The 25,994-nt window shown below is 58.2% G+C and carries 22 protein-coding genes; 9 read left to right on the top strand and 13 right to left on the bottom strand.

The annotated features are described in order from the left end of the window. The 6 genes from CKO36_RS10785 to CKO36_RS10760 all read left to right on the top strand — a co-directional run. Positions 1 to 717 (top strand): HNH endonuclease (locus CKO36_RS10785; RefSeq protein ID WP_200284065.1); only part of this gene is annotated, 717 nt, incomplete at its 5' end. Between the two features lie 64 nt (positions 718 to 781). Further along, positions 782 to 3,097, top strand: coding sequence for a RelA/SpoT family protein (locus CKO36_RS10780; protein WP_207161447.1), 2,316 nt, complete (start codon positions 782 to 784; stop codon positions 3,095 to 3,097). Between the two features lie 75 nt (positions 3,098 to 3,172). Next, on the top strand, positions 3,173 to 3,601 hold the full coding sequence (locus tag CKO36_RS10775; protein WP_200284064.1) for a DUF2384 domain-containing protein: 429 nt from the start codon (positions 3,173 to 3,175) through the stop codon (positions 3,599 to 3,601). Positions 3,602 to 3,853: 252 nt separating this feature from the next. Further along, positions 3,854 to 4,633: a hypothetical protein gene (locus tag CKO36_RS10770; protein WP_200284063.1), complete on the top strand. Its 780-nt coding sequence runs from the start codon at positions 3,854 to 3,856 to the stop codon at positions 4,631 to 4,633. 60 nt (positions 4,634 to 4,693) lie between these two features. Then, a complete protein-coding gene (locus CKO36_RS10765) occupies positions 4,694 to 6,889 on the top strand; it encodes a sodium-translocating pyrophosphatase (protein WP_200284062.1) in 2,196 nt (731 codons plus the stop codon). A gap of 218 nt (positions 6,890 to 7,107) precedes the next feature. Further along, positions 7,108 to 8,142, top strand: a complete 1,035-nt coding sequence (locus tag CKO36_RS10760) for a J domain-containing protein (RefSeq protein ID WP_200284061.1) — start codon at positions 7,108 to 7,110, stop codon at positions 8,140 to 8,142. Between the two features lie 158 nt (positions 8,143 to 8,300). On the opposite strand, the gene CKO36_RS10755 is transcribed toward CKO36_RS10760, so the two are convergent. From CKO36_RS10755 to nifH, 8 genes are all read right to left on the bottom strand, one after another. Continuing rightward, positions 8,301 to 8,762 carry a CBS domain-containing protein gene (locus CKO36_RS10755; RefSeq protein ID WP_200284060.1) on the bottom strand — a complete coding sequence of 154 codons (462 nt, stop codon included), beginning with the start codon at positions 8,760 to 8,762 and terminating at the stop codon, positions 8,301 to 8,303. A 98-nt stretch (positions 8,763 to 8,860) separates the two neighbouring features. After that, the gene (locus tag CKO36_RS10750) at positions 8,861 to 9,145 is read right to left on the bottom strand and encodes a DUF6129 family protein (RefSeq protein ID WP_200284059.1); all 285 of its coding nucleotides are present in this window, start codon (positions 9,143 to 9,145) and stop codon (positions 8,861 to 8,863) included. Then, positions 9,142 to 9,861, bottom strand: a complete 720-nt coding sequence (locus tag CKO36_RS10745) for a dinitrogenase iron-molybdenum cofactor biosynthesis protein (RefSeq protein ID WP_200284058.1) — start codon at positions 9,859 to 9,861, stop codon at positions 9,142 to 9,144. Before CKO36_RS10745 ends, CKO36_RS10750 begins: the two co-directional genes overlap by 4 nt. 86 nt (positions 9,862 to 9,947) lie before the next feature. Next, the gene (locus tag CKO36_RS10740) at positions 9,948 to 10,142 is read right to left on the bottom strand and encodes a 4Fe-4S binding protein (RefSeq protein WP_200284057.1); all 195 of its coding nucleotides are present in this window, start codon (positions 10,140 to 10,142) and stop codon (positions 9,948 to 9,950) included. Between the two features lie 31 nt (positions 10,143 to 10,173). Further along, on the bottom strand, positions 10,174 to 10,389 hold the full coding sequence (nifT, locus tag CKO36_RS10735) for a putative nitrogen fixation protein NifT (protein WP_200284056.1): 216 nt from the start codon (positions 10,387 to 10,389) through the stop codon (positions 10,174 to 10,176). A gap of 63 nt (positions 10,390 to 10,452) precedes the next feature. After that, positions 10,453 to 12,024 carry a nitrogenase molybdenum-iron protein subunit beta gene (nifK, locus tag CKO36_RS10730; protein ID WP_200284055.1) on the bottom strand — a complete coding sequence of 524 codons (1,572 nt, stop codon included), beginning with the start codon at positions 12,022 to 12,024 and terminating at the stop codon, positions 10,453 to 10,455. A 140-nt stretch (positions 12,025 to 12,164) separates the two neighbouring features. Beyond that, positions 12,165 to 13,646 carry a nitrogenase molybdenum-iron protein alpha chain gene (gene nifD / locus CKO36_RS10725; RefSeq protein ID WP_200284054.1) on the bottom strand — a complete coding sequence of 494 codons (1,482 nt, stop codon included), beginning with the start codon at positions 13,644 to 13,646 and terminating at the stop codon, positions 12,165 to 12,167. Between the two features lie 92 nt (positions 13,647 to 13,738). Next, positions 13,739 to 14,626, bottom strand: coding sequence for a nitrogenase iron protein (nifH, locus tag CKO36_RS10720; RefSeq protein WP_200284053.1), 888 nt, complete (start codon positions 14,624 to 14,626; stop codon positions 13,739 to 13,741). A 261-nt stretch (positions 14,627 to 14,887) separates the two neighbouring features. Between nifH and CKO36_RS10715 the strand changes: the two genes are divergently transcribed. After that, positions 14,888 to 15,583, top strand: a complete 696-nt coding sequence (locus CKO36_RS10715; RefSeq protein ID WP_200284052.1) for an ABC transporter ATP-binding protein — start codon at positions 14,888 to 14,890, stop codon at positions 15,581 to 15,583. Positions 15,584 to 15,592: 9 nt separating this feature from the next. Here the strand turns inward: CKO36_RS10715 and CKO36_RS10710 are convergent, their stop codons facing one another. Together CKO36_RS10710 and CKO36_RS10705 are read right to left on the bottom strand one after the other, a co-directional pair. Further along, a complete protein-coding gene (locus CKO36_RS10710) occupies positions 15,593 to 16,360 on the bottom strand; it encodes a class I SAM-dependent methyltransferase (RefSeq protein ID WP_200284051.1) in 768 nt (255 codons plus the stop codon). Further along, complete coding sequence (locus CKO36_RS10705) at positions 16,347 to 17,561, bottom strand: BtaA family protein (protein ID WP_200284050.1); 1,215 nt, start codon at positions 17,559 to 17,561, stop codon at positions 16,347 to 16,349. The genes CKO36_RS10710 and CKO36_RS10705 overlap by 14 nt, the downstream gene beginning before the upstream one ends. Before the next feature lie 216 nt (positions 17,562 to 17,777). Here CKO36_RS10705 and CKO36_RS10700 point away from each other — a divergent pair, with 216 nt between their 5' ends. Both CKO36_RS10700 and CKO36_RS10695 read left to right on the top strand, forming a co-directional pair. Next, positions 17,778 to 19,616 (top strand): bifunctional diguanylate cyclase/phosphodiesterase, encoded by a 1,839-nt coding sequence (locus tag CKO36_RS10700; RefSeq protein ID WP_200284049.1) that lies wholly within the window; start codon positions 17,778 to 17,780, stop codon positions 19,614 to 19,616. Between the two features lie 88 nt (positions 19,617 to 19,704). Further along, positions 19,705 to 20,520, top strand: coding sequence for a metallophosphoesterase (locus tag CKO36_RS10695; RefSeq protein ID WP_200284048.1), 816 nt, complete (start codon positions 19,705 to 19,707; stop codon positions 20,518 to 20,520). Positions 20,521 to 20,542: 22 nt separating this feature from the next. Here CKO36_RS10695 and CKO36_RS10690 read toward each other — a convergent pair whose 3' ends face one another. The 3 genes from CKO36_RS10690 to CKO36_RS10680 form a co-directional block, all read right to left on the bottom strand. Then, on the bottom strand, positions 20,543 to 22,225 hold the full coding sequence (locus CKO36_RS10690) for a hypothetical protein (protein WP_200284047.1): 1,683 nt from the start codon (positions 22,223 to 22,225) through the stop codon (positions 20,543 to 20,545). A gap of 9 nt (positions 22,226 to 22,234) precedes the next feature. Further along, on the bottom strand, positions 22,235 to 23,899 hold the full coding sequence (locus CKO36_RS10685) for a hypothetical protein (protein WP_242469531.1): 1,665 nt from the start codon (positions 23,897 to 23,899) through the stop codon (positions 22,235 to 22,237). A gap of 88 nt (positions 23,900 to 23,987) precedes the next feature. Beyond that, positions 23,988 to 25,811 carry a PhoX family protein gene (locus CKO36_RS10680; RefSeq protein ID WP_200284046.1) on the bottom strand — a complete coding sequence of 608 codons (1,824 nt, stop codon included), beginning with the start codon at positions 25,809 to 25,811 and terminating at the stop codon, positions 23,988 to 23,990. Positions 25,812 to 25,994 lie beyond the last annotated feature (183 nt).

Genomic DNA, 25,994 nt, shown 5'->3' with positions numbered 1-25,994 from the left:
GGCGCAACGCAAGTACCGCTGGAGATCGAGCACATCCACCCCAGGAGCCGGGGCGGATCGGATCGGATCTCGAACCTGACGCTTGCCTGCCGACCCTGCAATCAGCGCAAGGGCCGTCAGCCCATCGGAACCTTTCTGGCCCGCGCTCCTAAGCGGCTCGCGCCGATCAAGGCGCAAGCCAAAGCGCCGCTCAAGGACGCCGCTGCTGTTAATACCACGCGCTGGGCGCTGTTCCAGGCGCTGACGGCCACGGGGCTTCCTGTTGAGACCGTCTCGGGCGAGCGCACGAAATACAACCGAACGCGCCTAGATATCCCCAAGACCCATGCCCTTGATGCCATCTGCGTCGGCACCGTCGATCAGGTACAGGACTGGAATCGCCCGGTGCTGGCGATCAAGGCCACCAGACGCGGCACCTACAGCCGCACGCGCACCTTCAACAACGGTTTTCCGCGCGGCTATCTCGTCCGCCATAAGCGCCTCTACGGTTTCCAGACTGGCGATTGGGTGCGCGCCGAGGTGCCCAAGAACAAACAGGCAGGCGCGCATGTCGGGCGTGTGGCGGTGCGCCGAACCGGATCGTTTAACATCCAGACCCAGACCGGAACCGTTCAGGGCATTTCACATCGCTATTGCCAGGTGCTGCAACGCGCCGATGGCTATGGCTACGCTTTTCAACCGAAACCGACAATGGAGGAAGCGAGACGGGCCGCCTGACCGCGCTGCGTGCGGTGCGCTATCCCTCCCCGCCCTGAAGGACGAGGTTTCTCGCGCAAGACTGATGAACAATCCCGCACTCGCGGCTCCGGCCAGCGACCTCGCCACCCCAGACGACTCTGACCCGGCTGACTGTGCCGGGGTGGTCGCTGGGAGTCCCTCCATTGTTGCGACTGCGGCCCCATCCGTGACCAAGCCAGACCAGCCCCCAGCCTCCAAACCCAAAGCGGCCACCCGCTTCCTGATCAGCGATCTGTGCAAACAACTGGAGAGCTATCTGCCGCGCGAGCAGATCAGTGAGATCTACCGCGCCTATCTGTTCAGTGCCGAAGCCCACGAAGGGCAGTCGCGCACCAGTGGCGAACCCTATATCTACCACCCCATCGCGGTGGCGCGCATCCTGGCCGACATGCACATGGATTATAAGTGTCTGATGGCAGCCATCATGCATGATGTGGTCGAAGACACCGGCATCACCAAGGAACAGGTCGCCGAGGTGTTCGATGATGAAATCGCCGAACTGGTCGATGGCGTCAGCAAGCTCACCCAGATCAAATTCAAGACCGCAGCTGAGAAGGAAGCGGCTAATTTCAGCAAAATGATGCTGGCCATGGCACGGGATATTCGCGTCATCCTGATCAAACTTGCTGATCGGCTGCACAACATGCGCACCATGGGGGTGATGCCCCCGCACAAGCGCCGGCGCAAATCACGCGAAACCCTGGACATCTACGCCCCTATCGCCAACCGCCTGGGCATCAACAGCATCCGTCTGGCGCTGGAGGAATTTGGCTTCAGCCATCTGTGGCCTTGGCGGCATTTTGTGCTTAACAATGCGGTGCAAAAGGTGCGCTGCGGTCATCATGAAATGATTGCCAGCGTCGAGAACGCCATCCGCCAGCGCCTGGAGCAACAGGGCATTGCCGCCGAGGTGAGAGGGCGCGAAAAGCACCTCTACAGCATTTATTGCAAGATGCGTGATGAGGGCAAATCCTTTCGGGATCTGGTCGATGTCTATGCGTTTCGGGTGATTGTCGATTCCATCGACACCTGCTACCGGGTGCTGGGTCAGGTGCATAACCTGTACAAACCGGTGCCGGGGCGCTTCAAGGACTATATTGCCATCCCCAAGTCGAACAGCTATCAATCCCTGCATACCGTGCTGTTCGGCCCCCAGGGAATCAAAATTGAAATCCAGATCCGCAGCACCGACATGCACCGGGTAGCGGAATCAGGCGTTGCCTCGCACTGGCTGTACAAAAACGGCGGCGAGCCGGGCAACACCCCCACCCTGGCCAATGACTGGCTACAAAACCTGCTGGAATTACAGCGCGACTCGGGCAATCCGCGCGAATTCCTTGAGCACGTCAAGATCGATCTCTTTCCCGATGATGTCTATGTGTTCACTCCGGGTGGGGAAATTAAAGTGCTGCCGCGTGGTGCCACCGCGATTGACTTTGCCTATGCCATCCACTCCGACATCGGCAACACCGGCGTCTATGCCGTCATCGACCGCCGCCCGGTGCCCATCAATTCGGTGCTGCGCAGCGGCCAGACGGTCTCGATCTCGACCATGGCGAGCGCCACACCCAAAACACACTGGCTAAAGTTCGTCGTCACCGGCAAGGCCCGCGCGCATATTCGCAGCTTCCTGAAAAACATGCAGCAGCGCGAAGCCGCCCGCCTGGGGCGCGATCTGGTCAACAACGAGCTGACCAACCTGGGGCTCAGCCTGGATGACATCAGCGCTGAGCACATTGAGGCCTACGCCTGCCAAACCGATGCCAGTTCAGCTGAGGCAATGTTTGTTGATATCGGCCTTGGCAACCGCATGCCCATGCTGGTCGCCCGCCGCCTGGCCAATCCCGACACCACCAACGAGCAGGCCGAAGCTCCGGAGCCGTCAGCCACCGCCAACAGCGATGCCACTTCCAGGCAACAGTTGGCCATCCTGGGTACCGAGGGCATGGTGATGACCTTCCCACGCTGCTGCCGGCCCATTCCGGGCGATCGCATTGCGGGCCTGTTCAATCCCGGCAAGGGAATCGTGGTGCATCGGGCCGAGTGCCGCAATCTGGGCGACTATGACAGCAAGCGCGGCCGCTGGGTGGATCTGCAATGGGCCGAGGCGCCCAGTGGGGATTTCATCACCGAGATCCGCGTGGAGGTCGAAGACCGCCGTGGCGGCCTGGCCAGCTTGGCCACGGCCATCGCCGAGGCCGGCTCCGACATCGCCAATATCCAGTCACGCGAGAAAGCCGGCGGCGCCTCCATCCTCGACTTCCAGATCAAGGTGCGCGATCGAAGTCATCTTGCGCGTATTGTGCGCCATCTGCGAAAAATTCCACTGGTATTGCGCATCACCCGCTTGGGCCGCTAAATCCGAGTTGCATACTAGGGTTTTAGTCGCCATCATAGGTCTTATCATCCACCCGCAGACCCCAGGATAGAGACCATGACTACCCTAACGCTTGATGAGCGCCAGCTCATGACCCGTCGCGCCATGCACCTGCTCGAAAATTGGGGGCTGGGCGCGAAAGACATCATGCACCTCCTGCACCTGCCGGCGAGCGTGAAAGCACGCCAGATGGCCCGCTTTCGCGATGAGGAAGCCTTTCCGGACGACCCCACCGTCAACCGCCGACTCGGCTACCTGCTGCGCATCGAAGAGGCGCTGCACACCTACTTCCCGCGCAATCCGGAAATGCGCAACCTGTGGGTAAAGCGCGGCAACAAGCAGTTCAGCAAAAAGGCACCGGTGGCGGTGATGATCGAAGACGGCGAAAGCGGCATGATCTCGGTGCTTTCCCATCTCGACTGCACCTTTGCCTGGGATTTAACCGGCTCCAAAGCCGAATATGGCGAGCGCAAACAAGCCGCCTGACGCCACTCCTCCACGGCCCCGCAACCGCCCTCCCCCGCACGAAGCCCACGCCCGACGGCGCTTGCCGTCGTGGCGGCAGGTCAGTATATTTGTTGACTGTCGGGCGAACAGACAGTCAACAGAGCGACCTGGCGATCTCACACCCAGCCCCACCTACTCCCTCGATCAGTCATGATCCAAGCCAAGTCCAGCGGCTTTAGTCACGCGCGCCCGTTCCGAGGCCCTTTCTTAAGGTAGTTCCGAGGTATTCTCATGAGCGAAAAACATCTTTACTTGTCCCTGATTCCACAGGCGCTCATTGCGTCGATGCTGAAACCCGAGGACTTTGGCAGTTATTACGCCGTTGGCACCCAGGTGCATGTACAGGGGGAGTCGATTTTTTTTGAGGTCGATCCCGATTTTCGCTCGCCGGACTTTCCCTTCCATCTGATTGATGAGCGCTGCGTGCCAAAACCCGATGGTCAGCCCAAGAATTCTGTCTATCTGGCTATCTATAAGGTGTTGTCGCAGATTCCGGTCTCCGCTCTGGGGAATCTCTATCTGGTGACCAACGACGGCAAGACCCTGACGCTCACCCGGGGTGACTACGAACCCGACCTCGAGCAGGCCCTGCATCTGTATCAGGAGTTTTGCCCCATCAGCCCGATGGTCGCGAGTCGCCTGAAGCCGCGGGACTTTGCCAAATCGATCACCAATCCCGAACATCCCGTGCATGTGCCACGTATCGCCTTCTCCGAGTTGCGTCTGGGTGATCTGGCCCATGACCCGCAAAACGGCTCAGTCGATGACATCCCCTATTCCAACATTGCTCACTTGCGTGATGTGCTCCAGGAACTGCTCCACCGCACCGACAAGGCCAGCAAACTGGTGCTCAAGCAGGTCAAGGAAGGCGTCCTCTACCGCATGGTAAAAGGGGGCTTTTATGTCGGCGATCAGGACGACTTCGCCTATTACCCCTTCCCCGATCAGGCCGCACTCGAAGAGCAGTATCGCAGCTGGTGGCGTTCCGCTCAGCTCTCGGCGCTCGATTAAAACTGCGCGCGCAATCCGGCCCCATTTTTTATCTATGCGACTTCAAGAGGTGTATCAATCGTGAGTGAATTTATCTTCTGGATCACGCCCATTGCCGCTATCACGGCGATGGTGTATGCGTGGATCTTCTACCGAGAAATGTTTGCCCAGGATCAGGGCAACGATCTCATGCAGGAGATCGGTGCCCATGTGCGCCGTGGCGCCATGGCCTATCTCGGCCAGCAGTACAGGGTCATGTTTGTGGTCTTCGCCATCCTGACCGCCGTCTTCTCGGTACTGGCCTATCAGTTTGGCGTGCAGAGCACCTGGCTGCCGGTCACCTTTGTCTGCGGCGGTTTCTTCTCCGCCCTGGCCGGCTACTTTGGCATGCGCACTGCCACTCAAGCCTCCACCCGCACCGCCGCTGCGGCGCGCGATTCCCTGCCCAATGCCCTGCGCATTGCCTTCCGCAGTGGCGCGGTCATGGGCCTGGTGGTGGTCGGCTTGGGCCTGGGCAATATCGTGTTCTGGTTCATTCTAGCCAACCTGCTGATTCCGGGTGAGCCGGGTGACACTCACCGCATGGTGCTGATTACCACCACTATCCTGACCTTTGGCATGGGCGCCTCGCTGCAAGCGATGTTCGCCCGCGTCGGCGGCGGCATCTTCACCAAGGCCGCCGATGTCGGGGCCGATCTGGTCGGCAAGGTCGAGAGCGGCATTCCTGAGGATGATCCGCGCAATCCGGCGGTGATCGCGGATAATGTTGGCGATAATGTCGGCGACGTGGCCGGCATGGGCGCCGATCTGTTTGAGTCCTACTGTGGCGCGGTGCTGGCTGCAAGTGCACTGGGCGCGGCGGCCTACATTACTGAGCCGACACTGCAAATCAAGGCGGTGGTGGCTCCCATGGTACTGGCTGGCATCGGCATTTTGCTGTCCATTGTCGGCGTCTATCTGGTCAAAACCCGCGAAGACGCGACTCAGAAGGATTTGCTTGAATCGCTGGCGCGAGGCATTAACGCCAGTGCCGCCATGATTGTGGTTGCGGCGGTGCTGGTGCTGTGGTTACTTGGCATTCCGAATCTGTGGGGCGTTTGGGGCGCCATGGTCGCCGGCTTGGTCACCGGCATGATCGTGGGACGCTCAACCGAGTATTACACCTCGCCCAGCTATGCTCCGACCCGCTTGATTGCCAATCAAGCCGAGGGCGGACCGGCAACGGCCATTATCGCCGGCATCGGCGTTGGCATGATCTCGACTGCCATTCCGGTGCTCGCCGTTGGCATCGGCACCCTGCTCGCCTTCCTGTTCGCCTCGGGCTTTGATGTCAGCCAGATGAATCACGGCCTCTATGGTGTGGCCATTGCGGCGGTAGGCATGCTCTCCACGCTGGGCATTACCCTAGCCAGCGATGCCTATGGCCCGATTGCTGACAATGCCGGCGGCAATGCCGAGATGAGCGGTCTGGGTGCTGAGGTTCGCACCCGCACCGATGCACTCGACGCGTTGGGCAACACCACAGCGGCAACTGGCAAGGGGTTCGCCATCGGCTCCGCCGCGCTCACGGCTTTGGCGCTGATTGCCTCCTATATCGAGATGATTCGCATCGAACTCATCAAATCCGGCACCGAGGTGCTGCAATGGAGTCACGGCATCAGCATCCCCACCGCTGAGGCGAGCCTGATCGATTTCATGAGCTACTACAACGTCACCCTGCTCAACCCAATCGTGCTGGTGTCGATCCTGGTCGGTGCCATGGTCGCTTTCGCCTTTAGCGGGCTGACGGTGCAGGCCGTCGGCCGGGCTGCGGTGCTCATGGTCGAGGAAGTGCGCCGACAGTTCCGTGAGGATCCAGGCATTCTGAAGGGCACCTCACAGCCGGATTACGAGCGTTGTGTGGCCATCTCTACCGTCGGCGCGCAGCGGGAGATGATTCTGCCGGCCATCATCGCGGTCTCAGCACCGATTGCTATGGGCCTGTTGCTTGGCGTTGCCGGCGTCATCGGCCTGCTGATCGGCGGGCTGTCCAGCGGCTTTGTACTGGCGGTGTTTCTCGCCAATTCTGGCGGCGCCTGGGATAACGCGAAGAAGTTCATTGAAGTCGGACACCATGGCGGCAAGAACTCGCGCGCCCATCGCGCCGCCGTTATCGGTGACACCGTGGGCGATCCCTTTAAGGATACCTCGGGACCCAGCCTGAACATTCTCATCAAGCTGATGAGCATTGTCGCCATCATCATGGCCGGCGTGACTGTGACCTATAGCGTCATCTAAGCTAGACCTAAGCTAGCGTGACCTAAGTCACGGCACTCTCCGGATTTACGCAGCCAGACAATCCTGGCTGCGTAAACCTACAGGCGCTGACTCAATTGGCGCTAAATCTTTGCCCGCATACATGAGTTTTAGATTAAACTCAGGCGTGTAAGTTACCGAGCGGCTAACAAAACTGCTAGCCATATGGGACTACCCAAGGCGCGTAGGATCTCCGGCTCATGAACAACTATTACCATTTACTGGACATCGAGCCATCGGCTGGAGCTTCTGACATCCGCTCCGCCTATAAGCTCAAGTGCAAGGAGTATCACCCAGACAAGGTGGCGTACCTGGGAGCAGACTTGCAAGCCGTCGCTGCCAGAAAAATGATCCTGATCAACGAGGCCTACCGAATCCTCGGTGACAAGGCCAGCCGGAGACAGTACGACAATAGTCTCAAAGGAAACGCCGTTGATCGCAGCATCTATGTGGTTTGCCGCAGCTGCGGTCACAGTGTGCAGGCAAATCCGGAAGAGGAATGCATCCATCATTGCGCGGTCTGCGGCGAAGAAATCCACCTGAAGTTCTGCCAGCAGCCGAATTTGACCGCTGACTTCAACTGGCATGCGATCCTGACCTTCTTACAGCTGTCTCAACACACCGGGCCGGGACTGGCCGCGCCCTCCTCCGTTCAGCTGCGCGCTCAAACGCTGCGTTTTACGCTCAGTTACATACCGCTGGACGGTTTTTGCCTCTTTACCCATGGCCACCAGGCGTATAATCTCGCCTGTCAAATTGCCTGGCATAATGAGCAGCACGATTGGGATCAACAGGAAGATATTGGCTATCTGTCACTTCCGGCCGACATCAATCAAACTGCGACGATGCTCGAGCGCCTTGAGTGTCAACTGGACCTTGACGCCATCAAGGTCTATTTCAACGCCGGTGAGCGCAAGCGCGGTCTGGCTGAACCAAATGTGTTGTTCATTTCAGCCATGTTGGATATCAGCCTGATCACCGCACAGGAAACCTGGCAGAAAAGCGGCAGAAACCTATACGCCGTGCAATGGACAATTGGCGATGCATGGCAGGAACGATTGCAGAATTGCTACTGGATTGTCTACGGTGAACCGCGACGAACACGCTCGCATCGCGACAAACAAGCAGCGAGCACGCTCAGCAATGCACAACTTCGGCAGTCCCTTGACGCTATCCAAGCCAAATTTTCCTCGGCAGAAGCCATCATCGAGCGCCTGCGTCAGGCGGTTGACTAAGTGTCAAGTCCCAAGACATCGCCAGCCCTAAGGCCAGCAGTAGCATGATGATGGTTTGCCGCGCTCGCGAACCAGCGCAACGCAGTGAACCAGCGCGCGTTCATGCTCCTGCCAGCATGTTGTGCCAGTTGCAGGAGCGAGGCGCGCGCCTGCCAAAACTAGTTTTGCAGCTTGGCGAGAATGGTGAGCATGGACAGGGTACCGAGCAGACGACTGCTTTGGGCATCGACGACGGGCATGCGCACCAGGCCGCCGCGCAGCAGCATCAGGGATGAGGAGATCGGCAGATCTGGGCGCACCACCGGCACTTCATGATCCACATAATCCCTGACTTTGCGCTCCAGGAAGGGCTTCAAACGCTGCTTGGCGTCTTCCAGGGATTCGGCAATGCTTTCGTCATTACTGATGGTGCTGTCAATTTCATACTGACTACCCACAGTCACTGGCACCAGCATTTTGGCAAATTGCAGCGCGCGAATTTCGCCGATAAAGCGAAAATCCCGATCCACCACCCACAGGTCGGCTTGATGCCGTTCCACGATGAGATCAATGGCAGTGGACAAGTCATCATCCACGAAGACCGTAATGGGATCCTCGCGCATGTAATCTTTTGCGTACATTTCATCTACCCCCAGTTAATAAGCAGCAAGCAAATGTATGGTGAATCAAGCGATTTGCAGCGCGATCATACCTTGTTTTGCCTGCGGCGTCGCGGGGATCATGCGTTATCCGCGTCCTCGGCATCGGTCTCAGCCAGCACTACTCCGGTGGCATGGTCCGGGTTGTCGGTCATGCGCAGGCAGTGGCCGCTGCTGCCCTCCACCAGGTACAGATTGAAGCCTTGGGCGGTGCGCACAGGAGGCTGACTGCCCACTTCATCATCCAAACACTGGGTGAAGTGCAGCTCGGGCAGGGCGTCGCGCAGCGCACCGAGGGTTTGGGGGTTGAGACCGGCACGCTCGACGATGGTGACGATCTGGTCGATTCGTTCAACGGGAATCATTCTGCAACGGCTTCCTGAGCAAAACGAACCCGCCTCTCGGCCGGCTGACCCATGATTTTGGCTAGCCAGGGTGGGGTTTTATCGGCGATGACCGCCTGCAAATCAGCAATGAGTGCCGGGGCCGCCCCGCCATCGGGCACCTTGATCGGATGAATATCGTGCTTGACCACCTTGGCCGCCGCTGGGCCGCCGATGGAGACCACATAGAGCAGCTGGCAATCGGCGATCAGACTGGCGCGATAGCCGTTTTTGTCATCCTGGGCCTGACGGTCGTCAATCTCGCGGCAGTCGATCAGGCGCGCTTGATCAACGCCGACCTGATACACCAAAAAGCGCTGGCAGGCGCCGAAATGCCCATCAAGCAACTCGCCGCTGTTGGAAGCAATGGCGACCCGGATGAGCCCTTCCGGATCCTGGCCCTCGGCAGTCAGCAGCGGAGTTTCTGGCTCCGGCGGCGGCAAGGTGTCGAGATTGGCGGTGCCTTTCAGATAGGCCAGCGCGGTCTTGATGACCGAGGTGTCGAAATCCGCGAACTCGCCGCTAGCGCCAGTGCGCAAATCCTTCACGCTCAGCCCGTCAAGCTTGTCAGCGCTGGGCGGCAGACCGATACAGTCGGCCAGCACGCCGAGCAGTCGCGCGGGGCTGGTGTCCGGAAGCGCACGGGCGGCAAGACCGATGCGCAGGGCGATATCCTCTGACAGGGCGTCGGTGGTCATGATCTTCTCGGGGGCTCAATGGTGAGAATTCGGATCGGTCAGCGCAGCAACAGGGGCGGACTTTCCGCCCCCGTTGCAGTCACGTCTCAGGCGGGCACGATGCAGCCGTCTTCCATGCAGGCGTCAATGCACTGGGGCATATCGGATTCGCCGTCGCATTCGTTACAAGTGGCGGTATCAATTGTATAGATGCCCTTCGCCGGGGCGATCGAATTGGTGGGGCAGACTGGCTCGCAGTCGCCGCAAGCCGTGCACAGGTCTTTGGTTATTTGATAAGCCATAGGTTCATCTCCTGTTTCAGGCCAAGCGCCGTTAATCCGCGCGCTTGAATCTCAGGGTGGTTGGAAAGCTGGGGGGTGGGCTGATGGGGTCGATGTACCAGCGCGAACCATCGGTCAGAGCCACTTCTCCACCCCAGGTGTCGGCAGTGTCGGTTTCGACGCTGGCAATGGTTTCCTCCATGTCTTTCTTGGCGACATAGAACAGCAGGTTGCCATCGTCTCGACGACGAATCATCACATTGGGCATGCAAGCATCCTCAAGGGCGAGAGCAGCTGCCGGTCGCTCAGAAGCACCGACAGCCGCGCCGTCTTAACGAATCAAGTCGTAGTTAAAGTCAGTCTTGGCCATGACGCGCGTCTCCTCATCAAGACGCTCCAGCACGGAGTTGACCAGGGTGGTGAGGATGTACATGGCACCTTCGTAGCCCAGAGTGGTCATGCGATGCAGATGGTGGCGATCAAAGATCGGGAAGCCAAGGCGAATCAGGGGCACCTCGAATTCCTTACCCTTGTGCAGGGTGTCGCGCTGAATGAACTTACCGTAGCTGTTCCCGATCAGGAAGTCCGGCTTGTCGGTGAAGCACAGCGAGCGCAGGTGCCACAGATCCTTGTTCATGTAAACAGTCGCCTGCTGACCATAGGGCGAAGCAGCGAGCATTTTCTCCATGGCCTTTTTCCAACGCTTGTTAGCATGGTGACAGAGCACATGGGTCGGCTCGGCGCCAAGTTCAAGCAGGAAATTGGTCAGTCCCATGACAAAGTCGGCATCGCCATAAAGAGCGAATTTCTTGCCATGCAGCCAGGCATGGCTGTCGGTCATCATGTCGACCAGGCGACCACGCTCCTTGGCCAGGCTATCAGGAATCGGCTTGCCAGACAGCTCTGAGACTTTCATCAGAAAATCATCAGTCCATTCCAATCCCATCGGAATATTGATGGCATTGCATGGCTGCTTCCAGGTGATGTCAACGAATTTCTTCGTCTTAGTCAACTGCCAAGGCTGCAACAGCAGGGTGTCAATGGCGTTGGGGGCGTCTTTGATCTCGTCAATGGTGGTGCCACCGGCATACATGCGGTATTCACCATCGGCCGGAGTGTCAAGCACCTCGGTCGGGTCACACAGCAGACTGTAGTCAACCCCCATTTCCTTCATCATGCGGTGCATGACGCGGTAATTACCCAGATAGGTCTCAAAGCCCGGCACCAGATTGATTTTGCCGTTGCTGCCGACCTCTTTGCCTTCCATGTCGTTGACAGTGAAATAGCGCTGCACGCCCTCGAACATGTTGTCCCAGCCAGTGGTGTGGCTGCCGACAAAGCTCGGGGTATGAGCGAACGGCGTGGGGAACTCGGGCGGAATATGGCCTTCTTTCTTGGCATTGCCGATGAAGGCATTGAGATCGTCACCGATGACCTCGGCCATGCAGGTAGTGGAGACCATGATCATCTCGGGCTTGTAGAGCGCCTTGGCGTTCTCCAGACCTTCGTACATGTTCTTATGGCCGCCGAATACCGCCGCATCTTCGGTCATGGAGTCCGACACACAGGCAATCGGCTCCTTGAAATGACGATTGAAATAGGTGCGGAAGTAGGCCACGCAGCCCTGAGAGCCATGCACATAGGGCAAGGTCTTCTCAAAACCCAGTGAACAGAGCACCGCGCCCAGCGGCTGACAGGCTTTAGCCGGATCAATGGTCAGGGCCTCGCGGGCAAAGTTCTTGTCCTGGTACTCCTGGGTGGTGGTCCACTGAAAGACTTCCTCGACCTTATCGATCGAATGGGCTTCCTCGAACTGCTCGCGCTTGTTCTTAAAGCTGTCCTGATAGTCTTCATCACAGAACAGGGGATAACAGGGCTTAATTTTTTCGACAGTCTGGCTCATGAGTGTACTCCGGCCCCTGCCGCCCATTCGCGGACACAGGGCAAAGTGAGTCTGAAGGCGCCGCCCATCAGAGCGGCTCCGGGTTCGTTGCGGCAATCGGGTGGCGGAGGGCTGACACGCCCTCCGTCAATCACAGAGGATCAGGCAGCGGCCTGTTGTGCAGCAGATGACTCGCTGCTTTGCAGCCAAGGGGCCTGCATCCGGTTCCAACAAGGATTGTTGATGGTCATATCCATATCGCGGGCAAAGATAGCGAAGCCGTCATAGCCGTGATAAGGACCGGAGTAATCCCAGGAGTGCATCTGGCGGAAAGGCACGCCCATCTTCTGGAACACATACTTTTCCTTGATGCCGGAGCCGATCAGGTCGGGCTTCAGGCGCTTGACGAACTCCTCCAGCTCATAGCCGGTGACATCGTCATACAGCAGGGTGGCATTACCCATTTCCTTCATCGTGCGGTCATAATCGTCGTTATGCGCGAACTCATAGCCGGTGCCAACCACTTCCATGCCCAGGTCCTCGTAGGCCCCGATGATATGGCGCGGACGCAAGCCGCCGACATAGAGCATGACCTTCTTGCCTTCCAGACGTGGCTTGTACTTGGCCACCACCGCCTCGTACTCAGCCTGGTATTTGGCAATGACTTTCTCGGCATTGGCCTGGATGGTCTCATCGAAGCGTGCAGCAATGGCGCGCAGAGATTCGGCGATCTTGGTCGGCCCGAACAGGTTGTATTCCATCCAGGGAATCCCGTATTTCTCTTCCATGTGCCGGGTGATGTAGTTAATCGAGCGATAGCAGTGCACCAGATTGAGCTTCACCTTGGAGGTCAGCTCCATTTCCGGCAGGGTGCCATCACCTGACCACATGGCTACCACGCGCAGGCCCATCTCTTCGAGCAGGATGCGCGAGGACCAAGCATCACCACCGATGTTGTAATCCCCCAGAATGGCGACATCATAGGGCGTGGACTCAAAACTGTTGTCACCATCACGATTCGACAACACCCAATCGCGCAACGCATCATTGGCAATATGATGCCCCAGCGACTGCGAGACGCCCCGGAAGCCCTCGCAACGCACCGGCACCACCGGCTTCTCGAGTTCCTTGGTCTTTTTCTTCGACACCGCTTCGATGTCATCGCCAATCAGACCAATCGGGCACTCAGACTGCACGGAAATGCCCTTGACCAGCGGAAACAGCTCATTGATCTCGTCGATCAGCTTGTCGAGCTTTTTGTCACCACCGAAAACAATGTCCTTTTCCTGGAAGTCCGAGGTGAAATTCATGGTGCCGAAGGTATCGACGCCGGTGTGGCCGACATAATAATTGCGTCGTCCCGCACGTGAATACTGACCGCAGCCGACCGGTCCGTGGGAAATATGCACCATGTCCTTGACCGGACCCCAGACCACACCACGCGAGCCGGCGTAGGCGCAGCCGCGCACGGTCATAACGCCGGGCTGGGACTTACGGTTGGAGGTGATGCACTTCTTGGACTGCTCCACGCTCTGGTCATTGGCGGCCAGATGCTTGGCGCGATCTTTCTTGGCCTTCTCCGGATACACTTCCAGGACTTCCTGAATCAGGGCCTGGGTCTCTTCTTGGGTCATCTTTGCCATGTTGGCGTTACCTCTTGATGGCGCCGCCGCTCATTTGCAGACGGTCACGCGATCAGATAAGGAAATGAGGGATGTCGAGATCAGGTCCGCACTCAGGCGGCAACAGCCTGTTCTTCGGCAGCGGTCTTGCCGACGATGCTTTCGTCTTCTTCGTCCAGGATGCCGAATTCCATCAGCAGGTCTTCAAGTTCATCCATGGTGCAAGGTGTCGGAATAACAAACATCTTGTTCTCGATGACTTTCTTCGCCAGCGAACGGTACTCATCGGCCTGCTTGGCCTGGGGGTCGTACTCGATGACGGTCATGCGACGAATCTCAGCCCGCTGCACCACATTGTCACGCGGAACGAAATGGATCATCTGCGTACCCAGCTTGGCCGCCAATGCCTCGATCAGCTCATCTTCGCGGTCGGTGTTACGGCTGTTGCAAATCAGACCGGCGAGACGCACACTGCCGGATTTGGCGTACTTGCAGATACCCTTGGCGATGTTGTTTGCCGCGTACATGGCCATCATTTCGCCGGAGACAACAATGTAGATCTCCTGGGCCTTGTTCTCGCGAATTGGCATAGCAAAGCCACCGCAGACCACGTCACCGAGTACGTCGTAAAATACGAAGTCCAGATCTTCCTCGTAAGCGCCTTCCTCTTCCAGGAAGTTGATTGCGGTGATAACACCACGACCAGCGCAGCCCACACCCGGCTCCGGACCACCGGACTCGACGCATTTGATCCCGGCATAACCGGTCGCCAACACATCCTCAAGCTCCAGATCCTCGACTGAGCCAGCATCAGCTGCCATCTGCATGATGGTGTCCTGGGCCTTGGAGTGCAGAATCAGACGGGTCGAGTCGGCCTTGGGATCGCAACCCACGATCATTACCTTCTTACCCAGTTCGGCCAGGCCCGCGACCAGATTCTGAGTGGTCGTTGACTTACCGATACCACCCTTACCATAGATTGCACATTGCCGTAATGCCATTTTGCTTTCTCCCGGTTGCTCGCCCCGCAGGGCCGTTGTATGACAGTCTCGACAGGGATAAAGCAATGGCTGTGCCAGTTTACAAATCGAATTTAAGCAGTTGATTTAATTACATTTAAAGCGCTCGGTGCGACCTGTTGCCACAGGTAGCAGAGCCGACAAAGCCGCTGCGGGCTGTACGGATAGCGACATCGGCCCCCAACCTCCCACCCGATCATCTGACCATCTGACCCGAAACCACCTGGAACCCTGCACAACGCCATGACCCTCAGCCTCGATCAACTCACCAAGGCCTTCGACCCCCGGCTTGGGCACCCACTGTTCCAAGGCGTCTCTCTGCGGCTGGAACCCGGTCAATCCGTCGCTCTGGTGGGTGAATCAGGCGTAGGCAAATCAACCCTGCTCAACTGCATCGCCGGTCTGGAGCGCGTCGATCACGGCCGCATCACCCTCGGCCCCGATGAGCTAACCGCGCTGGATGATGACCGCTTCGCCGACCTGCGCAAGCGCCAGTTTGGTTTCGTCTTTCAGGCCTTTCATCTGCTGCCGCATCTGACCTTATTACAGAACGTCGCTCTGCCGCTGTGGCTACTGAAACAAAGCGACCGGGTCGCGCGCACGCGCGCCCAGGCGATGCTGAAACGGGTGGGACTGGGGGACCGGGTCCACGACTGGCCGCGCCACCTCTCCGGCGGCGAGATGCAACGCGTCGCCATTGCCCGCGCCCTGGTGCATGAGCCGGCACTGGTGCTGTGCGACGAGCCTACCGGCAACCTGGACCCGGAGCGAGCCGGTCAGGTGCTGGAGCTATTATTCGAGCGCACCCAGGCCGCTGGCGCCATCACCCTTCTGGTCACGCACTCCCGAATCGCCGCCGCCAAGGCGCAGCGCACCCTGAGGTTGACAACGGATGGGTTGATTGATGAGCCGCAGACGCGAGTGAACAGTGATGCTTAAAGTTGGCGCTCAAACCCGACGCCCAATAAAGCAATAGTAGGGCACCGAGAATCCGGGCAGATAGGGCACGGGCGCGCGTGCTTCGCTGAACTGATGCTCGGGAAAACGCGCCCGCAGAGCGGCGAGGTGCTCAGGGGTCGGATGCACACCATCGTGCGCAAACCAATGCGGCCAGAACCAGCGTGCCAGAGCGCTGTGGCGCACTTGATCACTGGGTGGTCTGGCCGCTGAGACATAAAAATCCACTACCCCAAGGATGCCACCGGGTTTGAGCATGGTGATGGCGTTGTCCAGGGCTGCGCGCCAATCGGGCATCATGGTCAGCGAGTAGGCGCAATAGACGGCATCGGCCGGTTGCTGCGGCTGCCAACGAGTGGCATCGGCCTCAATGATGCGCACCTGCGGGCGGCCTGCAAATTTTTGCCGGGCCTGTTCGAGCAAGGCCGGGCACAGATCAACCAGCGTCACCTGGCTAAAGGACTCCAACTGCGGCCCAAAGAACTCCAAATTGCGCCCGGTACCACCGCCGAGTTCAATGACATGAGCACCCGTCTGCGGCAACCTAGCCTGCAGATCGCTGATCAGCTGCTCGCGTCCATGTAACAGCCGGTCGCGGAAGGCGTCGTAGTGACCCGCCTGGGGCGCATAAAAAGCCTCCAGGCGCGCCTGCTGATCGCCGTCCTTGGGCTGGCCGCGCAGCAGATGCAACAGAATGCGCAGATCACGGCCCAGACGGCCGCCCGGCACCCTGGCCGGTTTGGACTTAGGCACGGACATCGGCAATATGAAAACCAGCGTAGGTATGCACCCGATCCTGTGCTTGCAGGTGGGCGGCCAGCTCGGGACGGAAGTGCAAGCGATCGCTTAACCGGCTGCGCTCCGGCCCCAGCTCCAGAGATTCCAGGTAACGCGGTGCAGCATGTGCGCTGCGGAAGATGATGCGAGCATCGGTGCGGGCACGAGCTAAAATCCAGCGCCACTCATCAGCCAGCGCCTCAGGCTGGTAAGAGCTCATCCAATCCATGTGATCCAGTAACACATATTTGGAGATCGGCTGCTCATGGTGCTTGAGAAAATCCGTCACCGTGCAAGTGTGCAACGCAATGCAATCAGCCGCACCGGCTTTAAGCCGTGTGAAGTTGTCAGGCTTTAAATACTCCGGACAACAGTGTTCCGTGTAGCGCCCCCGAATATAGACCATCCAGAAATAATTGGTCCACACCGGTAGCTGGCGAAAAACATAGCCGATGGCGTCACGCACAAAACCGGCCACACCACAGTCGTGCTGCTGTTGCACCTCCTTGCGCTGCGGATGCGGCACTCCGAGCATACTCATGGTCAGTTGCCGCGACAATATCCAGTTCATTCCCTGGGTCCAGATCAGGGGATCGACCTGGGTATCGTAGATATGGCGCTGCTCATCCAGGGAGCGAGTGTCGAACAGCTCATGAATACTCGTCGCCAGACGCGGGCGCAACCGCAGATAGGCATGGAAGGCGCTTGCCACAGTGCCAGAGAGACCGTGGAAATAAAAACTCCCGCGCGCATGACCAAACCAGCCGATGCGCTTATCCCAGAACGTGCGCGCAAACTCGCTCAGTGCTGGGCGCAGTTCATGATGGTACAGCCACTGCATGCGCGGATGATGCCCCTGGCCGAAGGCGGCAAAAAAGTCTTCGAATTCCAGTCGGCGAATGGCGGCGAGCTTCAGCTCAAGCAGTGCATTCTGGCGCGGATTGGCATCAACGGCATGAATGCACGCCGGGCCGACGAGCGCGTAATCCAGCACATTACAACCGGCGCTGGTGATCACCAGCAGATGGTCACTGGTCTCAATGTTCAGTGCCTGGCGGTCTACGCCCGGATCCTCCCAACAGGTGTTGTAGACCAGGGCGCGCGAGTAGATCGCATCGAAAACCTTCTGATCGACGCGGTCACCCCATGTTCTAAGCGGCGTGGTGGAAGTTGTTGTGGGCATTTTGACCCTTGGCGCGAAGCGGTAGATTGTGGATTAACCGCAACAAGCTACAGTGTTTTGATGACAATTTGATGGCCGTTTGATGACGGGAATCTGTTTTTTTGCGACCACTTGACGTGTCACAAAAAACTTGCAAATTTCTATACTGGCTACCGTATTCATCTTGGTCGCAGGCATACGATTCTGGCATGATTCAAGCGAAACAGGAGCGCATTCATGAACATTCAAATCGCACGCCCGCCAGGCATCCAGATGCACTACCCGCCGGATTTCTCACCGCCCCTCAACGGCTTCTCCGTGGCGGCGCTGGACGAGAGGCTGGAGTATGCCTTTCAGCCCATTGTTAACATTCACACCGGTGCCGTCTTTGGCTTCGAGGCACTGCTGCGCGGGCTAGAGCGGATCGACTTCACCAGCGTCGAACAACTCTTTGCCAGCCTTGACGCCGTTGGTAGCCTGCTTAAGTTTGAGAGCCGGCTGCGCGACAAGGCGATCGCCAGCTTTGCGCGTATTCCTAACATCGGTCAGGCGCGTGTACTGTTCAATCTCGACTCGCGCAGTCTGATCAGAGATCCCCGCTGGGGCGACATGACCGCCGACAGTCTGAAGCGTCACGGGCTTTCCATCGCCAACCTCGGCTTCGAGCTGACCGAAGTGCATGATCTGACCGCCCAGCCCGAGGCCCTGCGGGCCATGGAGCGCCTGCGCCAGCAAGGGTTCCTGTTCGCGATTGATGATTTTGGTACCGGCTACTCGGGCCTGAAGCTGCTGTATGAGTTTCCGCCAGATTTGATCAAAATTGACCGCTTCTTTATTTCCTCAGTGGCCCACGACCATAAGCGACGGCTGTTCGTCGAGAACGCTGTCCATCTCGCGCATACCCTGGGCGTTCAGGTGGTGGCTGAGGGCGTGGAAACGGCTGATGAACTCACCGCCTGCCGGGATATCGGTTGTGATCTTGTCCAGGGCTATTTCATTGCCCGTCCCAGCCTCGAGCTCTCGCACCTTGACAGCACTTACCACAGGGTCGCCCAGACGGTCGGCCCATCGCGACGCCAATCCGACAGTGACGCAGACCTGATTCGCACACGCATCAAGCAGCTGCCAAGCTTACACCAGGACGACGATATGCGCGCGGTCTTCGACTTGTTCAAACACCACAGCGAATACAGCTTCTTCCCGGTGCTGGAACACACCGGCAAGCCTCTCGGGCTGGTGTGCGAAAAACACCTCAAGCGCTACATCTACTCGAGCTATGGCCGTGAATTGCTGTCCAACAGCGCCTATCGTAAGCAGCTTACGGATTTTCTCACGCCCTGCCCCAGCATCGACATCAACAGTTCCGCCGAGCGTCTGCTTGAGGCCTATACTGCCGCCGACAGCCCGCCCGGCATCATCATGACTGAGAATTTCGCCTATGCCGGCTTCATCTCCCAGGCGGCGCTGCTGCAAATTGTCGATAGTAAGAACCTGGCGGCCGCGCGCGATCAAAATCCGTTGACACGACTGCCGGGCAACAACACCATCATCGAGTATGTCCAGCAGGTACTCGCAGATTCCTGTCAGGACGCTTGCCTGGTGTATTTTGATTTCGACAACTTTAAGCCGTTCAATGACACCTATGGCTTTCGCACTGGCGACCGTGCCATCGTGCTCTTTGCCGATCTGCTGCGTAAACTGCTGCCGAGTGACTCCTGCTTCATCGGGCATATCGGCGGGGATGACTTCTTTGCCGGCTTGCGGGCATCTGATCCTGAGGAAGTCCAACAGCAGATTTCCGCCCTGCTCGATCAGTTTAAGCATGAGGCGCAAAGCCTGTACGATGCTGATACCCGCGCACGCGGCTATATTGAAGCCAACAACCGTTATGGCGAATCAGTGCGCTTTCCGTTGCTAACATGCAGCGCGGCACGGCTATGGATTCCTGCCAGCGCAACCCACTTCACGCTTGAGGATATCTCGCAGCGTATTGCCCGGTTAAAGAAATCCGCCAAAGCTTCACCCCTCGGACAAGCCGAGGCGAGGCTCGATACTGAGCGCGTGCCACGCATTTAACCCAACCTTCACCTCCTCTCAACAGCATCGCAACAAAGCTCGGTAACCATAGTGCCGAGTCAATGTATGCTGCGAGGAGTAATGCAACGTGAGTCAGGTTGAAGCCTTAAGACCGTTAAAATATCGCACGATTTGGATTTCCGATGTCCATCTTGGCTTTCATGGTTGTCAGGCCGAGTTTTTACTGGATTTTCTGCGTACAACCGCTTGCCGCCAGCTGTATCTGGTTGGCGACATCATCGATCTTTGGGCCTTGCGCAAAGGCCTGTATTGGCCGGGACCACATCAACAAGTGATGCAAGCCGTGCTGGAAAAGGCGCGCCATGGCACTCAGGTCACCTATATTCCGGGCAATCACGACGAACTGCTGCGCGGACATCTCGGCGAGGAGTTTGCCGGCGTGGCCATCCGCGATGAAGTCGTTCATACCACCATTGACGGTCGCCGCCTGCTGGTACTGCATGGCGATAAATTCGACCAAGTGGTGCAGAAAGGCCCCTGGCTCGCGCACATTGGCGCCACGCTATACGATCTGATCCTTGGCATCAGTCAACCCGTGAACCGCATCCGCCGCCGGCTCGGGCTGCGCTATTGGTCCCTGGCCGCCTTTCTGAAGCACAAGGTCAAGAACGCGGTGAATTACATCGGCAATTTCGAGCACATCGTCGCCACCGAAGCGCGCAAACACCGTGTTGATGGCATGGTCTGCGGTCATATCCACCATGCCGAGATGCGTGCCATCGACGGCGTGGATTACTGCAACTGCGGCGACTGGGTGGAGAGCTGCACCGCGCTGGTCGAACATCACGATGGGCGCATGGAGTTGCTGCGCTGGACCGAGATTCGCGAAGTGCTGGGCCGCGAGGCCGCCAAACACCCCACGCCCTTGGCCGAAGCCGCCTGATCAACAGGTGGCAGAGCCGGTATCAGGGCGCTTTATCCAGCCAGGGTTCAGTCACACCGGTCGGCGTGCCATCCTCAACCCAGGGATAGACATAGGCACCGACCGGGGCGATAGTGACATCGCGCCCCTGAGCAAAGCTCTGCTGCGTGACGATCAGCTTGTAGGCTTTGTTCAGCGCCAAGGCCCGAGGTTTGGAGGCAAACAGCAAAACACCAATGTCGCGTTTCAGGGTCTCAAGCATGGCGGGAATCGGCTCGCCCTGCTCATCGAAAAAGTGCGCAATCACCTCGCGATTGGCGCGAAATTCATCACCGGCCCGGTTGGCCTTGAGGTAGTAAGCGTATTCGGGTTCGCCATCGCGGCGCACTGGCTCCGGCAGACCGGCGAGGCTTTTCTGGCTCCAGTGATACCAGCCGTGCTGGTAACTGTCAGCGCCGAGCTTGCGCGGGAACGCCAGACTGGCATCGGTATTGGCGCCCATGCCACCGTGACAGCCAACGCAATGGGCCAGTTCCTCGTAGGTTTGCGGTCGCAGTTGCCCTGAGCGGCCCTCAATCATCCCAGCATAAACCCAGCCGGAACCATTGCTGACACCGGACTCCATGTTGCCACGAATCGTCTCAATGCGATCTGGAAAGTCGTGCTGTTCCTTGGTGTCCTCGGCTGCCTGCAGATCGAGCGCTGCATAGGTCATCCAGTAAGCCTTGCGCGCGTAGCGGATTTCTTTCATGCGCGCCGACAGATGATTGACGGCTTGTCGGTCAAAATCCACATAGCGCAGCGTTTGCAGAAATTCAGTGCCTTCCGGATAGAGCTGCGCGGCCAGATGCAGTGAGCCATCGAGTTGGGCGTGCAGGGCCTGGCCGACATACCACATCAAGCGTCCGTTGCGCGGTGCCCAGTCGTATGTCACCTGCTTGGCCGTATCGAGCCGACCGTTTTTGTTGAGATCGACGCCCCCGAGCGCTTGTTCGTCAACCGGGTCGATGGACACGTCGGCCTCGCGAATCATCGCCTCGACGATGGCAAGATTGGTCTTATAGACACTGAGATCAAAATCACCAGCCAGATTACGCCGAAATACCTCCGGCAGCCGGATGAGTGCATCCGCCATTGAGCCATTGGTTGGCCAGTAGGTACTAGGGAACGGGGGGTAAGCAAAGGCACGCCAGCCGCTGTAATGGCCGGTGGGGGAGCGGTCAAAGCCCTGGTCGTCGAATCTGAACCAGGCATCAGGCACCCAGCCATCCCAGCGTCCATCACCATTGTAGTCCCACGCTGTGGGTATCTCAGCCAAGCGTTGCGCGGGGATGATACGCCCAGCGGAATCAACATAATTGCTCGCGCGGATATAGCTCAGGATGTCAGCATCGCTGATCGTGCGAATCGCGGCGCGGCGGTCAATGTAAAGATTTTTCCAGGGATTTTCTTCCGCCGCTGCTGGAAAATCATAGGCCAATTGGAGGTCGGCATCCTGGACGTAGTTCGGCGGCTCGGAGCGGGTGTGGCAGGTGTAGCAGGGGTTGACAACCCGCCCCTGACTGTCCTGCGTCTTGGTATAGCATTGCGACGGGATATGTGGGGTTGCGTTGCTCAGCACACGGCTGGTCAGATCGCGGTCAGCAACAGTCGTGTCAGCGTTCAGCAGGCTGCTGACGCACAGCCCGGTCAGTACTGCCGTGGCGCGGGAAAATTGATGATTCATGGGAACTTCTCAATAACCTAACACTGGCTCGGTCACGCCGGTCAGGGTGCCGGTCGGCACGAAACTATGCACATTGCGCGCAGGTGTGACGGTGGCATCGCGTCCCTGGGTAAAGCTCTGCTCCTGCACAATCACCCGATAGGCTTTGTTCAGAGTCATGGCGCGCTCGGGTGAGGCCTCAAGCAGCACAGCGATGTCGTTGCTCAGGGCATCGAGCATCGCGGGTTTGAGCTGACCTTGGGCGTCAAAGAAACGCGCGCGGACTTCGGCATTTTCGCGGAACTCATCCCCAGCACCATTGGTGGCCAAATAAAAGGCATAGTCGCCCTGGCCATCTTCGCGCAACCGCTCGGGGGTGCCGCGCAACCCCTTCTGGCTCCAGTGATACCAGCCACCTTGGAAGCTGTCGGCACTAAAGCGGCGTGGGAAGGCAAAGGTGGAATCGGTGGTGGCGCCGATGCCGCTGTGGCAGCCGACGCAGAAGGCGAGTTCTTCATAGGTCTGCGGACGTAGTTGACCCTCGGCATCCTCGATCATGGCCGCCAGCACCCACCCCTGGTCATTGGCCAAACCGGATTCGATATTGCCGCGGAAGGTGCGAATGCGATCAGGGAAGTCGTGCTTTTCCTTCAGTTCGGCCGCCATGCGCTGATCGAGATCGGCATAGGTCATCCAGTAGAGTTTTTTCATGTAGCGCACTTCCTTCATGCGCGCGGCCAACTGATTGGCACCGTCTGCCTCGTTGATATCGATATAGCGCACGGTGTGAAAGAACTCACTGCCCTCGGGATAGAGGCGCGCGGCCAGATGCACCCGCCCGGCGCGCTGTTCGGCAAGCGCCTGGCCAACGTATGACATGAAGCGGCCTTCCAGCGGCGCCCAGTCGTATTTGATCAAGTCGGCGGTAGCGATCAGGCCGTCTTTGTTCAGGTCAACGCCACCGAGTGCGGCCTCATCGACCGGTTCGATGGCGATGTCTTGTTCACGGATGACTGACTCAACGATGGCCAGATTGGTCTTGTACACCACGGGATCATAGTCACCGACCAGATTGGTACGGAAAGGCGCGGCGAGGCGGATCAGCACATCGTCAGTGGAGCCGTTAGTGGGCCAGAAGGTGCCCAAAAAGGGATAGTAGCCAAAGGCGCGCCACCCGGTTGGAGTGCCGTCCGGCGCCAAATCGAAGCCTTCGGCATCAAAATTAAACCAAACATCGGGGACAAAGCCGTCCCACTGGCCATCATCGTTGTAATCCCAGTGCGCTGGAACCTCGGCGAGACGTGCAGCCGGGAGGATCCGGCCGTCAGTGGTGAAATAGTTGCTCTCGCGCAGGTAGGCGCGCATGTCGTCGTCACGGATGGCAGCGATCTCCTGGGTGCGATCCTTAAACAGGTTGAGCCAGGGATTGTGCTCGGCAGGCGCAGGAAAATCATAGGCCTCCTGCAAATCGCTGTCGTTCAGATAATTCGGTCGCACCGAGTTGGTGTGGCAGGAAAAACAGGGATTATGCACTTGTCCCTGGGCGTCCTCGGTTTTGGTGTAACACTGTGGATTGACATGCGGGGTTTCGTTGCTGAGTTCCCGGTCATCCAGATCGCCGCTGATGGCGCTTTGTGCCAGGAGGCAACCCAAAGAAATCAAGACCGTCAGTCGGTGGCGCGCGATTGGATTCATGGGGGGGCGTCGTCCTGCAGTTGTAACTAGCGGGTGGACGCTCGCTGTGACAGCGAGCGCCCGGTAGCACGCTCAGAGTGCCCGATGCTTATTTGTCCATCGCCGGGAAGACAAAGTGGCCGGTATAAGCAAAGGCTTCTGCAGGCTGCTCCAGCTTATCGGTGTCGGATTCGCCATAGGGATGCTGCACCACCGACATCAGATAGGCGAAGCCATTGATGTTGGGATAGAAGTAAGGCGAGGTGGTTTCCGAACCATAGGGCGTGGTCTGGATGCGGGTCAGGCTGTGTGAATCAAAGTTGTAAGCCCAAATCATGTCGTTTTGGTGACCGGAGCCGGTATCCTCACCAATGATCAGGGTGTTGTACCCCGGCATATAGGTGATGTTGTCCGGGTTGGCAATGCCATTGATGTCGCACTTGTTTTCGCCATCGAAAGCGGGTGAATCAACCGCAGCGCCATAATCCGTGGTCATGGGCGTACCTGAGATCAGCGGAAAGATATGGGTCGCCGTATAATTTCCATCGAGTTGCAGCGCGTAAACCGTGCCACACGCATTGCCATTGGTGATTCTCATGTGGTTGGGGCCGCCGATGTCATATTTGACATAGGGTGGCGTTTTGCCAGCCCGGTTGAAATCAAGCATGCCGCGATCCGTCTCGGAGATGGCCAGATAGACAAGATTCCGATCAGGATCGTGGGTAATGCCTTCCATCTTGCGGAACTCCGTCGTACCGCCCTGCATCGCGGCCCAGCGACGGGTTTCCAGCCGCGAGGCGATGTTCCAATCCGACTTCCAGATGACGCCATCACCATCAACATCACGCAATTTCAAGCACTGATGATCACCATCGTTATGACCGGCATTGATGGAGGTGAAGCTGGCAGGACAGCGACCGGTATCTTCCTCGCCATCCATAATCGGATCAGCTTCATCAAAGATGTCAGCGAACCTGTAGGCGTCCTTCCATTGCGCGACTTCATCACTGCTGGCATGACCGAGATACACCCAGTCCAGATCGGCGGCACCAGCGCTGGCACTGGCTTTTTGGCTCCAACGCGCCACCCACAATGAACCTGAGCTGAGATCGCCAGCAGTATCCGCCACAAAACGGAACAGACCCACATTGGTGCCATCGTCTGACATATAGACGGTCTTGTTGTCTGGCATCACATAGCCGAGCTCAAGCGCCATACGCCCCATAGCATAGTGTTTGGTAACAGTGGCGTCGTTGAAGTGACTGACTTGCACCTCAACCGGGTAGCCATAGTCATAGGGGTTCACGACGCTGCTGGCTTGAGCGGGTGTGGCGCCAAAGTAACTCGCCATGGCGGCGTTGTAGTCACTGATCTCACCATCGCGCCACTGCTTGGCATCCGGCTCATATTCCTCAGACCCCAGGTGCGTACCCCAAGGCGTGACACTGCCGGCACAGTGAACCCAACCGCCCCTCACGGCGGAAAAATCCAGCGGGCGGGTCTGAACGGCGCTCAACACCCCGGTCTGCCGGTTCTGGTTCAGTTCGGTCAGATACATAGCACCGGGCCGCGACTCGAAGTGCGACACCATGTACAGCTTGCCGTCGTTACCCTTCAGGATGGAGGCAAAGTCGTTGTCATTGGAAATATAGGACGAACCGTCTTCGGCCATCAGCGGATGGCCATCAATGTCATGCAGTAGACCGAAGGTGCCATTGCCGGCCGTATCGCCAGAGCGCAGGATGGTGTTATAGCCGAGCTGTACCTGCACACCGTCAACGACCGCTGAATCCGAGGTCAGGATGCTGCGCTTTTCGGTATCTGTCAGCGGAAAAGGGGCGGGGGTGAATTCGATGGTGCCAGCCAGTGCTACAGGCGCACTGGAAAATGCCAGCGCCGCCAGGACAGCGCGATGAAGCCGTTTGCTCGCCATGATCAGGTTTCTCCGTCAAATAAATGAACGATGGATCAAAATTGATAACCTGGGGAGCATAAGCGGAAATTATGAAGGGATGGTCGCGCCACAATGACAATTAAATGACGGTTTTGTTACGAGGTGCGAAATATCAATGCATGCATATGCAGCGATCAACTTGATCTTTACCATTGTCATAAA

This window comes from Rhabdochromatium marinum, assembly GCF_016583795.1.
GTDB lineage: Bacteria > Pseudomonadota > Gammaproteobacteria > Chromatiales > Chromatiaceae > Rhabdochromatium > Rhabdochromatium marinum.
The sequence above is the reverse complement of the archived record's forward strand: the minus strand, read 5'-3'. Positions and strand labels throughout refer to the sequence as shown.

Excerpts from the sequence above, each read along its gene's own strand:
- CKO36_RS10780 (WP_207161447.1), top strand. The coding sequence starts at position 782 with ATGAACAATCCCGCACTCGCGGCTCCGGCCAGCGACCTCGCCACCCCA.
- CKO36_RS10740 (WP_200284057.1), bottom strand. The coding sequence starts at position 10,142 with ATGGCTTATCAAATAACCAAAGACCTGTGCACGGCTTGCGGCGACTGC.
- CKO36_RS10745 (WP_200284058.1), bottom strand. The coding sequence starts at position 9,861 with ATGACCACCGACGCCCTGTCAGAGGATATCGCCCTGCGCATCGGTCTT.
- CKO36_RS10690 (WP_200284047.1), bottom strand. The coding sequence starts at position 22,225 with ATGAATCATCAATTTTCCCGCGCCACGGCAGTACTGACCGGGCTGTGC.
- CKO36_RS10700 (WP_200284049.1), top strand. The coding sequence starts at position 17,778 with ATGAACATTCAAATCGCACGCCCGCCAGGCATCCAGATGCACTACCCG.
- nifD (WP_200284054.1), bottom strand. The coding sequence starts at position 13,646 with ATGGCAAAGATGACCCAAGAAGAGACCCAGGCCCTGATTCAGGAAGTC.
- CKO36_RS10750 (WP_200284059.1), bottom strand. The coding sequence starts at position 9,145 with ATGATTCCCGTTGAACGAATCGACCAGATCGTCACCATCGTCGAGCGT.
- CKO36_RS10685 (WP_242469531.1), bottom strand. The coding sequence starts at position 23,899 with ATGAATCCAATCGCGCGCCACCGACTGACGGTCTTGATTTCTTTGGGT.
- CKO36_RS10775 (WP_200284064.1), top strand. The coding sequence starts at position 3,173 with ATGACTACCCTAACGCTTGATGAGCGCCAGCTCATGACCCGTCGCGCC.
- nifH (WP_200284053.1), bottom strand. The coding sequence starts at position 14,626 with ATGGCATTACGGCAATGTGCAATCTATGGTAAGGGTGGTATCGGTAAG.
- CKO36_RS10770 (WP_200284063.1), top strand. The coding sequence starts at position 3,854 with ATGAGCGAAAAACATCTTTACTTGTCCCTGATTCCACAGGCGCTCATT.
- CKO36_RS10715 (WP_200284052.1), top strand. The coding sequence starts at position 14,888 with ATGACCCTCAGCCTCGATCAACTCACCAAGGCCTTCGACCCCCGGCTT.
- CKO36_RS10680 (WP_200284046.1), bottom strand. The coding sequence starts at position 25,811 with ATGGCGAGCAAACGGCTTCATCGCGCTGTCCTGGCGGCGCTGGCATTT.
- nifK (WP_200284055.1), bottom strand. The coding sequence starts at position 12,024 with ATGAGCCAGACTGTCGAAAAAATTAAGCCCTGTTATCCCCTGTTCTGT.
- CKO36_RS10760 (WP_200284061.1), top strand. The coding sequence starts at position 7,108 with ATGAACAACTATTACCATTTACTGGACATCGAGCCATCGGCTGGAGCT.
- CKO36_RS10755 (WP_200284060.1), bottom strand. The coding sequence starts at position 8,762 with ATGTACGCAAAAGATTACATGCGCGAGGATCCCATTACGGTCTTCGTG.
- nifT (WP_200284056.1), bottom strand. The coding sequence starts at position 10,389 with ATGCCCAATGTGATGATTCGTCGTCGAGACGATGGCAACCTGCTGTTC.
- CKO36_RS10710 (WP_200284051.1), bottom strand. The coding sequence starts at position 16,360 with ATGTCCGTGCCTAAGTCCAAACCGGCCAGGGTGCCGGGCGGCCGTCTG.
- CKO36_RS10705 (WP_200284050.1), bottom strand. The coding sequence starts at position 17,561 with ATGCCCACAACAACTTCCACCACGCCGCTTAGAACATGGGGTGACCGC.